Genomic DNA, 15,308 nt, shown 5'->3' with positions numbered 1-15,308 from the left:
TGATATGAAAGTTGAAGAATATTGGTAAAATGATCTGTAAAAATTATCTGGATAGTTTGAAAATAGAGCCAGTCAGCAGGTATAATGAAATCTAACTTCCTTTTCTTGAAGAATAGTTTCCCAGTCTTTATTTAATTTCTTGTTTGTAATTAGAATATCCATATCTGAAATTTGTCCAAACACATTGCTGCTTGTTTTGGAAAATTTCGTATGATCCATAAGAAAAATATGTTGCTTAGAATGTTCAAGCATACATTTTCGAACGTTGGCTTCATTCAGATTATTGTCAGTTAAACCATATTTTATATTGATGGCGGGATTGCTGAGAAAAGCTATGTTTGCAAAATTACTGCTGATCATGTCTGTTGTTTTGTATCCTACAAATGAGCTTGTCTTTTTTCGGAGCTGTCCGCCAGCACATACCAGAGTGGCATTTCCTTTTTTATTAGAATCACACAGCACGCAGATACGAAGTGAGTTTGTAATTAGAGTAACAGTGATCTGAGAATCAAGAATAGCCTGTGCCAGTTGAAGGCAAGTAGTACTGGAATCCAGCATAATTGTATCGCCAGGACTGATAAAAGAAAGTGCTATTTGAGCCATTTCGCGTTTTTCTTCTTTAAAAAAAGAGGTACGAAGGTCAATAGGTACGCTGCGGTCAGAATAATCAGGCAGATAAGCACCACCGTGAATTCTCTTTAATTTTCCGATGGATTCGAGCTCTTTCAGATCTCTTCGTATTGTTTCTTCGTGACAGTTTAGAGAATCACTGAGATTGGAAATTAATATACTTCCTTCGTTTTTTAATTCATTCATAATAAAATTTTGTCGGTCTATTTTTAGCATAAAGTATCTCCTTTAAATGAGTTATGTTTACTATGAGATAGATAAAAGAACGGTATAGCTTACTGTTGAGTTTATTATATACTTGCTTTCTGACAAAATCAATAAAATTAAAGGTGAAAAAATAAAAAAACAACAAAATACAACATATATATTAAATGTTTAATTAAAATAGCACAAAATAATAAAATAGAGAGTTGGAAAATGTGATAAAATATGGAATATATATTGACAAACCAACATAATCCATATATAATCAACATTAAATTACAAAAAACAACAAGGAGGAGATTTATGAAAGTTTTGGTTAGGGCACCATTTAGCGAGAAGGGACTTTCAGAATTACGTAATATGTACGATGAAGTCATTTATGAACCATGGAATAAAACTGGGGAATGGTTTGAAGATGACAAAACGAGTGAACTTTTACAGAGAGTAAAACCAGATATTTTTATTACAGAATTAGACAGGGTAGGAAAGAAATCATTAAGTAGTTGGCAAGGATTAAAGCTTTTGGGAGTGTGCCGTGCAAATCCGGCTAATGTGGATGTTGACAGATGTACGCAAGAGGGCCTCCCGATTATATGTACTCCTGCTAGAAATGCTCAAGCAGTTGCTGAGTGTGCAGTGGGAATGACAATTTGTTATATGAGACATATAGCTGAAGCTGCATGCTGGGAAAGAAACGGTATGTGGGGGCAGAAAAATGGAGTTAGTCCATATTATCTTTTTCAAGGGAACGAACTTTCAGGAAAGAAGATTGGATTTGTGGGATTTGGTGCAGTTGGGCGTGCGGCAGCTGGTTTGTTTAAAGCCTTTGGAACAAACAATGTTTTTTATGATCCGTATGTAGAACAAGCAGAGGATGTTAGAAAAGTGTCTTTGGAAGAATTGTTTTCGACTTGTGATATTATTTCAATTCACCTTCCTGTGAATGATGCAACAAAGAAGATGATTGGTTCAGAACTGATTGCTCTCATGAAACCAACAGCGATCTTTTTAAATACTGCCAGAAGTGCAGTAGTTGATATGGAAGCTTTATATAATGCAATCAAGGAAAAAAAGATAGGAGGCGCTGTAATGGATGTAATGGAGAATGAACCACCAACGAAAGAAGAAATAGAAAAGTGGAAGCTCGATAATGTTCTCCTGACCCCTCATATCTGTGGCGCAAGTTATGAGGTGAGTGATCATCATTCAGATATTATGGTAGAGAGAATAAAAAAATGGGAAAATGGGGAACAGAAGAACTGTATTATTTTTAATAAAGTACAATAAGGAGGCGGGGAATCCGGTATAAGCCGGTAGATATAATATGAAAAACTATATGGTGATCGATATTGGGACAGGAAATTCTAGGACAGCGCTTGTTAGATCAGATGGCAGAATATGGGGAATGAAACAGATAGAAAATAGATACTTACGGGATGAATTGTATCCAGATGCACAGTATTTTGATCCGCAGGAATGGAAATGCAGGATTTTGGATATGTGCAGGAAGCTTGTTTCTGAATTTCCTGATATACATATTGATGCTGTGACGGCCTCTGGATGCCGACAGAGTACAATTTTTCTAAATAAGGATGGAGAGGCAGTATATGGTGTTCCTAATATGGACCATCGAGGGAGAGAATATTTACATGAGATTCCTGAAAAAAAGATGATATATGAGAAGACGGGACGTTGGCTTTCTACATTTCCTGCAGGGAATCTTTATGGTCTTCGTAAGAAACGCCCGGATTTATTTGATCAAATTGTAAAATTTACCAGTTTAAGCGAATGGATGGGCTATATTTTTACAGGTAAATTGACGATGGAATTGTCGTTAGCCTGCGAAACGCAGTTGCTTGATATTAAAACAAGGAAATGGTCTGAAGAACTCTTTCGGTTATATCAGTTTCCGATGAGTCTGGCACCGGATTTAGCCACAGGTCCACAAAGCCTTGGGAATTTTACAGAAAAAGGGAAACGTTTATTAGGGGTGGATTATGATGTTCCGTTTATCGTATGTGGAGGAGATACCCAGAATGCAGTTGCAGGTGCTGGAGGGGAAGTGGGTGATATTACAATAGTTTCAGGAACAACTTCTCCATTGTTTTTTAATGTCCCTGAAAAATTTTATGATGAGCAGGAAAGGTGCTGGGTGGATCTCAACATTGGTGGTGATAATTACTTTATTGAGACAAACCCCGGCGTAACCGGACTGAATTTTCAAAGGCTGAAGCGTCTGCTGTTTCCTGATATTTCTTACGATGAATTAAATAGAAATCTGTCAGAAAAAAAGAAAGTGACAATGTGCGCATCTTTTACGACATTGTTGTTTGATACAGGGAAGCATATCAAAAAAGGTGGATTTTTTATGGACACTCCCTGGGGGGCTGATATAGATAGATATGATTTTGCTGCTGCAGTTGCGGGAGATGTTGCGTGTGCGCTTTATAGAAACTATCAGAAATTGTTGGAGCTTACTCAACATGAAAAAACATACATTAGAGGATGCGGCGGAGGTTTTCAGTCAAAGCTTATATGTCAGATGTTTTCGGACCTTACAGAGAAAGAGTTGTTGCTTCCGAAAGGTTTTGAACAGGCATCAATTCTTGGGTGTGTGAAACTCTTAAATAGGGTATTTGGAAACTTATCAGAAAAGACAGAAAATGATGCAAGCTTTTATATATTCTCTCCTTCGGATGATGATTTTAGTAAAAAATATTATCAAAGATGGGAAGAATTCCAGCGGGTTGTATGCAAGTAAGGCGGTGATAAAGATGGGGCGTTTTGATAGATATTTTTTGATGGAATGTAATGATATCGTTGAATATGTATTGCAAAAGTATGAAATTTTTGCTGAAGATGCAGAACTTTCTGTAGAAGAGATCGGAGATGGAAATTTAAATTATGTTTTTCGTGTTCAGGATGAAAAAAACGGAGCATCTGTGATTTTAAAACATTCTGGGATTGAAACCAGAGCAAAATCAGGCAGACATGTAGATACAGATCGCAATAGAATTGAGGCCGAAATTCTAATGCTTCAGGATAAATATGTTTCTGGTTATGTGCCAAGGGTTTATGGATATGATCCTGTGATGTGCTGTATGGTAATGGAAGATCTTAAAAACTATGAGGTGATGAGGGGAGCTTTGCTGAAATTTAGTATATATCCGTTTTTTGCTGATCAGATTACAACGTATATGGTAAATTGTCTTCTCGCAACAACAGATATAGTAATGGATCATAAAGAAAAAAAGCAGCTGGTGAAATCCTATGTGAATCCGGATCTTTGTACAATTACAGAACAACTTGTTTATTCGGAACCTTTTGGGAATTTTGCAGGCAAAAATTATGTTGTAGATGAGCTGAAGGACTATGTGGAAAAAGAAGTCTACGCGGACCAAGATTTGAAGCTTGAAGCAGCTAAAATGAAGTTTGGCTTTATGGAGCATGCACAGGCACTTATTCATGGGGATCTTCATTCGGGGTCGATCTTTATTAATAGCAAGGGATTGAAGGTGTTTGATCCAGAGTTTGCTTTTTATGGTCCTATGGGATACGATCTGGCCAATGTAGTTGCACACATGATTTTTGCAAAATTCCATTCTATCGCTTTACAGAAAGAGGGAAGGGACAAAGAGAAATTTCAAGAGTGGATAGACAGTGTGATTCGGGAGAGTGTTGACTTGTTTAAAGATAAATTTACAAAGAGGTATGATGAGCTATGTACGGATTGCATGGCAAAGACAGAAGGATTTAAGGAGTATTATCTTGAGGGGGTGATTCATGATGCAGCGGGAATTGCGGGATGTGAGCTGATTCGAAGAGTTGTGGGAGTAGCCAAGGTAAAAGATCTCACAGAGATTAAAGACAACATTCTTCGTATGGAACAAGAGAAAAAAATCATTTCTATTGCAAAAGAATTTATTAAAAACCGAGAGAAAATTTCTAGTGGACAACAGTTTCTTGGAATTGTAAAGAAAAATTTATAATTAAGGAGAAAAAGATGGGGGATACAGTAAAAAAGAAATGGTATCAGAGAATACCAAATACGTACATTATTTTGTTTGTTTTAGTTTGTTTGGCAGCAATTCTGACATGGATTCTTCCTGCTGGAGAATACATAAGGGAAGCGGTTGAGGGTGTAAATAAGCTAGTTGTTGTTCCGAATTCTTACCACACAATAGAGTCTCAGCCGGCGGGGATATTTGATGTATTTAAAGCGATACCGCAGGGATTTGCTGGTGCGGTGAGTATTATTGCAATTATTATGTTTTCGACAGGTGCATTTACTGTAATCAACCGTACGGGAGCACTGGAAGCAGGAGTAGGTGTACTACTGAATCGTGTGAGAAAAGGAAGGATGCCCAGTATTGTAGTAATATGGATTATCTGTTTTTTGTTTGCAGCTTTGGGGATGATAGCAGGACCTGAGATACAGATTCCGTTTACTACAATCTCGGTGGCAATCGCATTGGGGCTTGGATATGATATAGTAGTAGGTCTTGCTATGATTATGGGTGCGGGATATACAGCATTTGCGACGGCTCCAGTCAACGCTTCGCTTTTGGGAACGGCTCATTCTATTGTAGGACTTCCGCTGTTTTCTGCTTTTGATTTTCGCACAATAATGTGGTTTGTATATACGGTGATAGTGTGCATTGTAATCAGTATCTATGCGACAAGAGTAAAAAAAGATTCTTCAAAATCCTATGTAAAAGGTATTGACACAACAGGACTGGGATTTTCAAAAGATGTGTCGGAATATAAAATTAACAGACGACAGATATGGGTTCTTTTGGTGATACTGTTTTTGTTTGTTGGAATTGTTGTTGGCTCTAGTCAGTTTGGGTGGTATCTGGATGAGATGAGTGCTCTTTTTATTATCGCAGGCATAGTAGCGGGATTGGTTTATGGACTAAAGGTAAATGAAATTGTAGATGGTTTTCTTGAAGGATTTAAAAATACCGCGAGTGTTGCGTTAATTCTTGCAATTGCAAGAGGAATCCAGGTGATTCTTGATAATGGAAAAATTATGGATACAATTGTAAATGCACTTTCTGCTCCGCTTGCAGATCTTCCACCGGCACTTTCGGCAGTAGGGATGTTTATTGCTACTATGATTATCCACTTTTTCATTCCATCAGGAAGTGCATTGTCTGTTACTGTTATGCCGATTTTTGCACCATTGGCAACTGTGCTTGGACTTACACAGCAGACAGCTGTGTTGTGTATGCAGCTTGGGGCAGCGCTTCCTAATATCATTTATCCAACAATTGGCGCAATGATTGCTATGTGCGGGCTTGCAAAGGTACCATTTGCAAAATGGCTAAAATTTTCTTTGAAGCTGTTTTTGGCGACAGTTGTGCTGTCAATCATATTTATTTTGATTGCAGTACAAATCAATCTTGGGCCTTTTTAAAAACTGAAAGGGTGTCCGAGCTTGATACGGGCACCCAGTTATATAAATGGGGGATTTTATGAAACAAAAAAAGAAATGGTATTTAAAAATTCCTAATACGTATATTATTTTGTTTGGCATGATACTTTTTGCTGCACTTCTGACCTGGGTGGTACCGGCGGGAGAATTTAACAGGGTAGAGTCTGGTGGAAGAATGCTAATTGAAAATGGCACGTATCATGAAGTGGATAAAAACCCGGTAAATCTATTTGATATTTTTGTATCTATACCGAAAGGGTTACAAGGATCGGCTCAGATTATTTTTATGATTCTGCTCTCCTCTGGCACATTTGGTTTAATTAATTCTACGGGAGCACTTGAAAATGCGATCGGTATTATGATTAAAAAGACACAGAAGGCACATATTTCCAGCAATACCCTAATTTTTGTTATTACCTGTTTGTTTTCCTGTTTAGGGGTAATTATTGGACCTGAAATACAGATTCCTTTTACGCTGGTAGCTGTATCTATTGCGCTTGGATTAGGTTATGATCTTTTGACTGGGGTGGCAATGGTAATTGTCGGAGGGGGAGTCGGATTTTCCATGGGGCCGATTAATGCATCCGTGATTGGAACGGCAGATTCTATTTCCGGTCTTCCGCTTTTTTCAGGAATTGGTCTGCGTACGGTGATATGGGGAGTGACTACTGTAGTTTCAGCTTTTCTTGTACTCTCTTATGCAAAAAAAGTAAAGAAAAATGCAGATTATAGTTATACAAAAGGGATTAGTACAAAAGGCCTCGGACTGAGCAGGGACATATCAGAGTATAAATTAAGTAAAACAGATAAAAGGGTTTTGGGCGTATTTTTAATTCTATTTGCGTTTTTAATTATTGGTCCTACTTGGCTAGGGTGGTATTTGGATGAAATGTCTGCCGCATTTGTGATAACGGCGATTGCTGTAGTGATTGTTGCCAAATTGGATATAAATATAGCATTGGAAACATTTATGAAAACGGCAGGTGCTATGTTTGGTGCAGCAATGCTGGTTGGCCTTGGTCGGACGATACAGGTAGTGATGGAAAATGGTCATGTGATGGATACAATCATTAAAACAATTTCAGATCCTTTGGCAGACTTTGGACCGACAGTTGGAGCGATACTGATGTCATTGATCCATGGAATTATTAATTTTGTTATTCCATCAGGGAGTGGGCAGGCTGCGGCAAGTATGCCTATTATGTTTCCTGTAGGACAATTAATTGGCATGACGGATCAGACCAGTATTTTGGCTTTTCAGATTGGAGCTGGTGTTATGGATCTGATTTATCCTACGATGGGATCTATGATGGCTATGCTGGGAATGGCCAGAGTTCCATATGGTAAATGGGTGAAATTTGTATTCAAAGTTGTGATTGCAATGTATCTGGTGACATGGTTCTTTCTTTTGGTTGCAGTAAAAATTAATTGGGGGCCGTTTTGACAGGTATGAGAAAAGAGATTTAGCGTAAATGGAGAAAGACAATTGATTATTATACATTAGAAAGGAATGAATAAACATGGCAGAAAAATTTGCAGCAGCAGGAATGAGTTTATTTGGGTACGGAGCATTGGCGGATCTTGCACCATTCCTGAAAAGAAACACGATAAAAAAGGTTTTGATTGTTACAGATGCTTCTATCCGTAAACTAGGGCTCTTAAAACCTGTCCAAACAGCTCTTATGGATGGTGGAGCTGAAAGTGTTGTGTTTGATGGAGTGATGTCGAATCCCACACTTGAGAATGTTAGCGCGGGTGTAAAATTAATGAAAGATAATGAGTGTGACGGGATTGTGGCAGTGGGTGGTGGATCTGCTAATGACTGTGCAAAAGCAATCTGTATTCTGGAAGCAAATGGTGGAGAACTTAGAGATTATGTGGGAGGAAACAAGGCAAAAGAAAAAGGAAAATATCTGATTGCGGTAAATACGACAGCAGGAACAGGAAGTGAAGTGTCCAGAGCATTTTTAATTAGCGATGAAAAAGAAAAACGCAAGTTGATTTTTAAAGATGACTATGCAATGCCGGATATTGCAGTGAATGATGTGCAGTTGATGATGAATCTTCCTGCTTCTATCACTGCGCAAACTGGAATGGATGCACTTACACATGCAATAGAAGGATATATTTCTACAGGAAGATTTGCACTCACAGATTTACTTGCGAAGGATGCAATAAAATTAATATATGATAATTTGGAACTGGTGGTACAAGAACCACATAACAAGATTGCGCGGGAGAAAATGTCATTAGGTCAGTATCTTGCCGGTTTGAGCTTTGGAAGTTCAGGGTTGGGGCTTGTCCATGCAATGGCGCATCAGCTTGGTGCAGAATATCATCTTGCTCATGGTTTATGCAATGCTATTCTTCTTCCAGTTGTTATGGACTATGATCTTAATTATTGTCCAGAAAGATTTGCAGAGATTGCACGTATACTTGACGCAGATAAGTGTATTGGAAAGAATAGTGAAGAATGTGCTTTTTATGCAGTGGAGTTGGTTGATAAATTATCAGAAAAAGTCGGAACAAAAGTGTGGCTCGATGATTTTGGAGTCAAGGAAGAAGATCTTTCGCATCTTGCAGAGCGGGCACTTGAGGATGGATGCATTTTGACAGCACCCCACATTCCTGAAAAGGAAGAAATAATTAAACTTTTTAAAAAGGTGATGAGAAGTTAAATGATAGAAAGAGTTGATAAAAATCTTGCATTTATGTTGCAGTATGAGAATGTAGCGTGGTATGAAAACGGGAGTGTAAAGATTTTAGATCGAAGGATTTATCCTTTAAAAGTAGAATTTGTTACTTGCTATACACACCAGGAAGTAGCACAAGCGATTAAGGATATGGTAACACAGTCAGCAGGTCCCTATTTGGCTGCTGGTATGGGGATGGCGCTGGCAGCGTGGGAGTGCAGAAACTTAAGGGAAGGTGAGCAGATAGAATATTTAAAGAATGCTTCCCGTACATTATCTAACGCTCGGTCAACGACTGCTGTCAGAATGGCGGCAATTACAGAAAAATGTATTGCTACTGCAAAAAGAGCACTCTCACAGGGGGTGGCTGTGGATCAGGCTATTTTTGAACATTCGGTCGAAGAGGTAAACAATAAATATATCAGAATAAGTAAAACGGCAGAATATCTGGTCGATATGTTTCCAGATAAAGGAGCTGTCTTGACCCAATGCTTTGGCGAGACAATTGTAGGATTTATGCTTAAGGAAATGAAAAAGCGCAGCAAAGATATGAAAGTTATCTGTGCGGAAACAAGACCTTATTTTCAGGGCGCGAGGTTGACAGCGAGTGTAGCTTATGATCAGGGATTTGATGTGACTGTAATCACAGATAATATGCCTGCATTTGCAATGCAGAATGGCATGGTGGATGTATTTACATCAGCAGCAGATGCTATATCCTGCGATGGACATATTGTTAACAAAATAGGAACTTTACAGTTGGCAATTGTTTGTAAACATTATGGGATACCATATTTTGTAACAGGAGCTCCAGATGCAAAACATCCAACGATAGATTCTGTCAAGATAGAGTATAGAGATGAGAAACAGGTGCTTGAAGCGATGGGGATACGTACAACCAAAGAGGGTATAAAAGGATGGTATCCGGCATTTGATATAACTCCACCGTACCTGTGTGATGGAATTGTTACAAACAAAGGAATTTATGCGCCTTATGATATAAAACGATATTTTCAAGATTAGGAGAATAGATTATGTTAATGGAAGAAGCAAGAAAGCAAATTGTAGAATACGGGAAGCAGATGAGTTCAGCAGGATTGGCGAAAGGAACAGCAGGAAATATTAGTGTGTATGATGAAAGGACAGGCTATATGGCGATCAGTCCTTCTGGCATTGGTTATTTTGAAACGAAACCAGAGGATATCGTAGTAATGACTTTGGATGGTATGATTATAGATGGGAATAGAAAACCGTCCAGTGAACACGAGCTGCATTCTGTTATCTATAAGATCAAACCAGAGGCACGCGGGGTTGTACATACACACTCAAAATACTGCACAGCACTTGCATGTATGCGTGAACCGCTGAAAGCAATTCATTATGTACTTGCATCAACAGGAGTAACGGAGGTGCCTTGTGCAGAATATGCAACTTTTGGTACGCATGAACTGGCGGAACAAGTGGAAAAAGCTATGGGAGATAGTCGTGCAGTATTACTTGCAAATCATGGACTTGTAACATGTGGAGTAAGTCTTACAAAAGCTTTTAATTTAGCTGTAAGTTGTGAATTTTGTGCAGAAATGCAGTGGATGTGTGAATGTACAAGTGAGAATAAAGGGGTAATTCTGACAGAAAAGGAAATGGAAGATGTTATGCTTCACTTTCAATCATATGGTCAAGTGAAGACACCAGATAAGAATAACGGCGGCTATTGAAATATTATTTAGAAAAGGCTCTGTCTGCAATATATAAATGCAGGTAGAGTCTTTGTTGTGTGACGGGAAGAGCTTTTGAATAATTTATCCATTAATTGCAATTTTTCCCGTATTTTTATATAATAGAACTAATTATGCGGCGTGCGTCATGCGCCGCAGGAAATTATGGGAGATAGATGCAAGGAAATGACAGAAACATATAGATATACCGTACTTTTGGTGGATGATGAGGTAGAAGTGATCGAGGCGATTATGAAAAAGATTAACTGGGAGGGGCTTGGCTTTTCTGTGATCGGCTATGCGAACAACGGAGTAAAAGCATTTGAAATGGTAGAGGAGTTTCAGCCGGATGTGGTGATGACGGATATCCGTATGCCGTATATGGACGGGATGGAGCTGTCAAACAGGATCAAGACAGAATATCCTGCGACCAAGATCCTGCTTTTTACCGGTTTTGATGAATTCGAATATGCAAAGGAAGCTGTGCATCTGGAGGTGGAGGAGTATATTTTAAAGCCGGTCAATTCTGTGGAGCTTACGAATGTATTTACGCAAATGAAGATCAAGCTGGATCAGGAGATCAGTGAAAAGCGAAATGCAGAAAGCCTGAAAAAGTATTACCTTGATTCTCTGCCGCTGCTGCAGGCGAATTTTTATTCTACTTTGGTGGAAGGGCTCATACGGGAGGAGGATCTGGAAAAATATCTTTCGGATTACCAGATTTCCTTTTCCGGTCCATTTTTCTGCTGCCTTGTAGTCCATACATCATCTGGACAGCTTCCGGAGGGAATGAATCCGGTATTGCTTACTGCATCTGTACAGAAACAGGTGATGGAGCGGATCGGAGAGAAGTGGCGTGCAAAATGCTTTTCTTATCTGGGAAACACGGTACTGCTGGCACAGCTTAAAAATGAGGGCGAGGTTGCGGATCTTACGGATGAGTGCGACCGGTTTTGCCGGTATGCGCTGCGTATCATAGGCGCTGTCGTCACGATTGGAGTGGGCAGAGCGTGCAGGGAGCTTTTAGAACTCTCTCAGTCATACAGCGGTGCCAGGGAGGCTGTTTCTTACCGCGGGATTTATGGAGCTACGAGAGCGATCAATATAGCGGAGATCGCTCCGCGCGGGAACAGCGGCGCAGGAGGAGCGAATGAGGCGGATCTGGCAAAGCTGTTTAAGGCGGTGCGTCTTGGGACTGCCCAGGAGGTAAAGGAAGCGGTTGAGCAGTATCTGGGGCATACGCTGTTTCCGCAGCAGTCGCTGCAGCAGCACCATATTGATGTGCTTGAGCTGGTCAGCGCGCTGTATCGGTTTGCGGAAAATAATGAGCTGACGGTTGCAGCATTTTCCGGTGATATGGGAAAGCTGTGCAGCCGGCTGCTGGATCTGGAGCCGGAGGCGCTGCGAAAATGGCTGTGCGGTGTATGTCTGTCTATGCGGGAGCTGATGATCAACGAGCGCAGCCAGTCTACGAAGTCTTTTGTACAAAAGGCAAAAGAGTACGTGCGCGGCAATTATGCAGATGAAGAGATTTCTCTGGATCATGTATGCGAATCGCTTGGTGTATCAAATTCATATTTTTCCACTATTTTTAAGAAAGAGACGGGAAATTCATTTATTGGTTATCTGACGGATTATCGGATGGAGCAGGCGGCAAGGATGCTGCTTGAGACGAATGAGAAGAGCTATATTATAGCGAAGAGGGTCGGATATGCGGATCCGAATTATTTCAGCTATGTATTTAAGCGGCGCTATGGGGTATCTCCATCCAAATACAGAACGGAGCATGAAAAAAGTGAGGGATAGGTATTTCAGATATTTGGAAAAGCTGCGGCACCGGGGGATACAGTCTACGATCATGCTTGCATTTTCGGTGATCTCTATTTCTATTATGCTGATCTTCGGGGTCGCGCTGTATGTCAGGTTTTCCGCACTTTCCAGACAGGAGATCGTGCAGAGTACGCAGAAGCTGATGGAGCAGACGCGGGAGAGCCTGGAGGATTATCTGAACAGCATGAGGCAGATATCGGACGCCGCATATTACAATGTCATCAAAGAGAGTGATTTTTCCAGCCAGGAAAGGAGCTTTCAAAGAGGTCTGAACCTTTTGTATGAAGCGCATAAGGAAAAGCTGCAGAGCATTGCTGTTTATAATGAATACGGAAGTCTTCTGGCTGCAGAGCCAGTGGCATCTCAGAAGGAAGATCCTGATGTGACGAAACAGGACTGGTACAGGCAGGCAATGGATGAGATGGAAAATATGCATTTTTCTACGCCGCATATCCAGAACCTTTTTGATGACGGAACCTTTCGGTACAATTGGGTGATTTCTTTGAGCAGGGCAGTGGAACTGACTGTGGGCGGCGATTCGCAGCCGGGAGTTTTACTGGTAGATATGGATTACTCTGCGATCTCGCGAATGCTCAACCGGATCAATACCTTAAATAACGGGCAGTATTTTTATCTGTGTGACGGCGATGGGGAGATCATATATCATCAGCAGCAGATCCCGATCAGTGACGGACTGCGCAGAGAAAACAACCTGGCGGCGGCTTCTTATAAAGACGGCGTGTACGAGGAGGTATTTGAAGGGGAGCGCAGGAAAGTGCTTGTGAATACGATCAGCTACACGGGCTGGAAGCTGGTGGGCGTGATCCCGTATTCCATGTTCACGCACGGTATGGCGGATATCAGATATTTTATTGTTATCCTGATCCTGATGATGGCAATGATGCTTGTAGTCGTAAACCGCATTGTATCCACGCGTATTTCCAGACCGATCCTGAAGCTGAACCACTCCGTTACAGAGTATGAAGCAGGAAAAAAACCGCAGATCTATATCGGAGGCTCGCAGGAGATACGCCATCTTGGCTATTCGATTCAGAACTCCTATGAAAAGATCGAGGGTCTGATGAAAAAAATCGTCTGGGAGCAGAATGAGAGACGCAAAAGCGAGCTGGATGCGCTTCAAAGTCAGATTAATCCGCACTTTTTATACAATGCGCTTGATTCGATCATATGGATGATCGAGGCGCAGCGCAATGATGAGGCGGCGTATATGCTGTCCCAGCTTGCAAAATTTTTCCGGATCAGTCTTTCGAAAGGACGCACGGTGATCAGTGTAAAGGATGAGCTGCAGCATGCGCGCAGCTATATGAATATCCAGAAAATCCGCTGCCGCAATTCCTTTATCGTCACCTTTGATGTGGATCCGGCGGCAGAAGCCTGCTGTACGGTAAAGCTGATTCTGCAGCCGATCCTGGAAAATGCGATCAATTATGGGGTGAGAGATATGGATGGAGACGGCGAGATAGAGATCCGGGGACGGCTCGCAGACGGGGAAGTGGTCCTGGCGGTTCGGGACAATGGGATCGGTATTCCGGAGGAGGAAGCGAAGCTTCTTCTGACCGACAGCACCCGGGTGCATAAGCAGGGCTCCGGTGTGGGCCTCTTAAATGTAAATAACAGGATACAGATCCTGTTTGGAAAGGAATATGGCCTGCGCATTGAGAGTGAGCCGGATGTGGGGACGACGGTCTATATCTGTATGCCGGCAGTTCCGTATACAGAAGAGAACCGAAAGCTTCTGGAGCAGGGGCATATGTTTGACCGGGAAGAGATCATTCATCAGGCAAAGGAAAACGGATATGAAGAATAGCAGAAAAGAGTTTATCCTGACAGAGGCAGTGCTGGCTTTTATGATCGTGATCGTCGCATTTGTCATGTTCCGGGAAAAGAACAGCACGCAGCTGGACAAGATCTCTGTGATCATACAGGATTCGGATGACAGCAGATGGGCTGCATTTAAATATGGATTGAGAATGGCGGCGGCAGACCAGGGAGTCGAGGTTTTTGTGGCCAGTACAGAGCACCGGCTAAGTGCCTCACAGCTGGGAGAGCTGGCACAGGCACAGCTGAACCTGGGGGCAGATGCGCTGATCATACAGCCTGTCCTGGGGGAGGAGACAGAGGCAGTGCTGGAGGCACTGGCAAAAAAGACGCCGGTCGTGCTGGCAGGTCCGCTCCCTTCCGGTTCGGAGGCTGTCTATGGACTGCCCTTTGTCGGGCCGGACAATTACGAGATCGGCAGGCAGCTGGCTTTGGAGCTGCTGTCTGACTACAGGGAAAATCTCGACGGGAAGATGATCGGGATCGTCTCAGAAGCAGCCGAGTCTCAGGCAGCCGCGGACAGAGAGAGGGGATTTCGCGAGGCGATAGAGGGATACGGGGGAAAGATCCTGTGGTCCGTCACAGGCTTTGGGTCCTCTCTGGGCAAGAACGTACTGCAGCAGCAGGCTCCGGTAGATTTTGTGGCGGCGATGGACAATAGCAGCGCAATGATGGCGGGGCAGGAGGCTTTGGCAAACAACCTGCATGGAGCGCTTGTCTACGGGATCGGCTGCTCGACAGAGGCAGTCTATTACCTGGATGCAGGTAAGATGGAGTGTCTGATCGTTCCGGATGAGTTCCATGTCGGATATCAGAGCCTGATGGAGGCAGTTCGGAAAATGGAGCGTTTTTTCTCCTATGAAATGCAGGATCGGACGGTATCCTATACGGTACTGAGAAGAGAAAATCTGTTTTCAAAAGAAAATCAGGAAATCATTTTTACAATGAACCAGTGAGGGA

Annotated in this window: 12 protein-coding genes; 11 read left to right on the top strand and 1 reads right to left on the bottom strand. The window is 41.7% G+C overall.

The annotated features are described in order from the left end of the window. Window positions 1-72: 72 nt before the first annotated feature. A complete protein-coding gene (locus QOX44_RS01770; RefSeq protein WP_283680934.1) occupies window positions 73-846 on the bottom strand; it encodes a DeoR/GlpR family DNA-binding transcription regulator in 774 nt (257 codons plus the stop codon). Between the two features lie 291 nt (window positions 847-1,137). Here QOX44_RS01770 and QOX44_RS01765 point away from each other — a divergent pair, with 291 nt between their 5' ends. The 11 genes from QOX44_RS01765 to QOX44_RS01715 all read left to right on the top strand — a co-directional run bounded on the left by QOX44_RS01765 (window position 1,138) and on the right by QOX44_RS01715 (window position 15,304). Then, window positions 1,138-2,121 carry a 2-hydroxyacid dehydrogenase gene (locus tag QOX44_RS01765; RefSeq protein WP_283680933.1) on the top strand — a complete coding sequence of 328 codons (984 nt, stop codon included), beginning with the start codon at window positions 1,138-1,140 and terminating at the stop codon, window positions 2,119-2,121. Between the two features lie 37 nt (window positions 2,122-2,158). Continuing rightward, window positions 2,159-3,595 carry an FGGY-family carbohydrate kinase gene (locus QOX44_RS01760; RefSeq protein ID WP_331488284.1) on the top strand — a complete coding sequence of 479 codons (1,437 nt, stop codon included), beginning with the start codon at window positions 2,159-2,161 and terminating at the stop codon, window positions 3,593-3,595. 13 nt (window positions 3,596-3,608) lie between these two features. After that, window positions 3,609-4,823, top strand: a complete 1,215-nt coding sequence (gene mtnK / locus QOX44_RS01755; RefSeq protein WP_283680932.1) for an S-methyl-5-thioribose kinase — start codon at window positions 3,609-3,611, stop codon at window positions 4,821-4,823. 14 nt (window positions 4,824-4,837) lie between these two features. Further along, window positions 4,838-6,253 carry a YfcC family protein gene (locus QOX44_RS01750; RefSeq protein ID WP_283680931.1) on the top strand — a complete coding sequence of 472 codons (1,416 nt, stop codon included), beginning with the start codon at window positions 4,838-4,840 and terminating at the stop codon, window positions 6,251-6,253. A gap of 58 nt (window positions 6,254-6,311) precedes the next feature. After that, a complete protein-coding gene (locus QOX44_RS01745) occupies window positions 6,312-7,715 on the top strand; it encodes a YfcC family protein (RefSeq protein ID WP_283680930.1) in 1,404 nt (467 codons plus the stop codon). A gap of 76 nt (window positions 7,716-7,791) precedes the next feature. Continuing rightward, window positions 7,792-8,949, top strand: a complete 1,158-nt coding sequence (locus QOX44_RS01740) for an iron-containing alcohol dehydrogenase (RefSeq protein ID WP_283680929.1) — start codon at window positions 7,792-7,794, stop codon at window positions 8,947-8,949. Continuing rightward, window positions 8,950-9,987 carry a s-methyl-5-thioribose-1-phosphate isomerase gene (locus QOX44_RS01735; protein WP_331488283.1) on the top strand — a complete coding sequence of 346 codons (1,038 nt, stop codon included), beginning with the start codon at window positions 8,950-8,952 and terminating at the stop codon, window positions 9,985-9,987. Between the two features lie 11 nt (window positions 9,988-9,998). After that, window positions 9,999-10,679 (top strand): L-fuculose-phosphate aldolase, encoded by a 681-nt coding sequence (locus tag QOX44_RS01730; protein WP_283680928.1) that lies wholly within the window; start codon window positions 9,999-10,001, stop codon window positions 10,677-10,679. A gap of 165 nt (window positions 10,680-10,844) precedes the next feature. Then, window positions 10,845-12,485, top strand: coding sequence for a response regulator transcription factor (locus QOX44_RS01725; RefSeq protein WP_283680927.1), 1,641 nt, complete (start codon window positions 10,845-10,847; stop codon window positions 12,483-12,485). Continuing rightward, window positions 12,466-14,337 carry a sensor histidine kinase gene (locus QOX44_RS01720; RefSeq protein WP_283681019.1) on the top strand — a complete coding sequence of 624 codons (1,872 nt, stop codon included), beginning with the start codon at window positions 12,466-12,468 and terminating at the stop codon, window positions 14,335-14,337. Before QOX44_RS01725 ends, QOX44_RS01720 begins: the two co-directional genes overlap by 20 nt. Next, window positions 14,327-15,304 carry a sugar ABC transporter substrate-binding protein gene (locus QOX44_RS01715; RefSeq protein WP_283680926.1) on the top strand — a complete coding sequence of 326 codons (978 nt, stop codon included), beginning with the start codon at window positions 14,327-14,329 and terminating at the stop codon, window positions 15,302-15,304. Before QOX44_RS01720 ends, QOX44_RS01715 begins: the two co-directional genes overlap by 11 nt. Window positions 15,305-15,308 lie beyond the last annotated feature (4 nt).

It is taken from the genome of Parablautia sp. Marseille-Q6255 (assembly GCF_951230155.1).
Lineage (GTDB): Bacteria > Bacillota > Clostridia > Lachnospirales > Lachnospiraceae > Choladousia.
This window is presented reverse-complemented; position numbering and strand designations above follow the sequence as displayed.

Excerpts from the sequence above, each read along its gene's own strand:
- mtnK (WP_283680932.1), top strand. The coding sequence starts at position 3,609 with ATGGGGCGTTTTGATAGATATTTTTTGATGGAATGTAATGATATCGTT.
- QOX44_RS01730 (WP_283680928.1), top strand. The coding sequence starts at position 9,999 with ATGTTAATGGAAGAAGCAAGAAAGCAAATTGTAGAATACGGGAAGCAG.
- QOX44_RS01715 (WP_283680926.1), top strand. The coding sequence starts at position 14,327 with ATGAAGAATAGCAGAAAAGAGTTTATCCTGACAGAGGCAGTGCTGGCT.
- QOX44_RS01765 (WP_283680933.1), top strand. The coding sequence starts at position 1,138 with ATGAAAGTTTTGGTTAGGGCACCATTTAGCGAGAAGGGACTTTCAGAA.
- QOX44_RS01745 (WP_283680930.1), top strand. The coding sequence starts at position 6,312 with ATGAAACAAAAAAAGAAATGGTATTTAAAAATTCCTAATACGTATATT.
- QOX44_RS01750 (WP_283680931.1), top strand. The coding sequence starts at position 4,838 with ATGGGGGATACAGTAAAAAAGAAATGGTATCAGAGAATACCAAATACG.
- QOX44_RS01770 (WP_283680934.1), bottom strand. The coding sequence starts at position 846 with ATGCTAAAAATAGACCGACAAAATTTTATTATGAATGAATTAAAAAAC.
- QOX44_RS01720 (WP_283681019.1), top strand. The coding sequence starts at position 12,466 with ATGAAAAAAGTGAGGGATAGGTATTTCAGATATTTGGAAAAGCTGCGG.
- QOX44_RS01760 (WP_331488284.1), top strand. The coding sequence starts at position 2,159 with ATGAAAAACTATATGGTGATCGATATTGGGACAGGAAATTCTAGGACA.
- QOX44_RS01725 (WP_283680927.1), top strand. The coding sequence starts at position 10,845 with ATGGGAGATAGATGCAAGGAAATGACAGAAACATATAGATATACCGTA.
- QOX44_RS01740 (WP_283680929.1), top strand. The coding sequence starts at position 7,792 with ATGGCAGAAAAATTTGCAGCAGCAGGAATGAGTTTATTTGGGTACGGA.
- QOX44_RS01735 (WP_331488283.1), top strand. The coding sequence starts at position 8,950 with ATGATAGAAAGAGTTGATAAAAATCTTGCATTTATGTTGCAGTATGAG.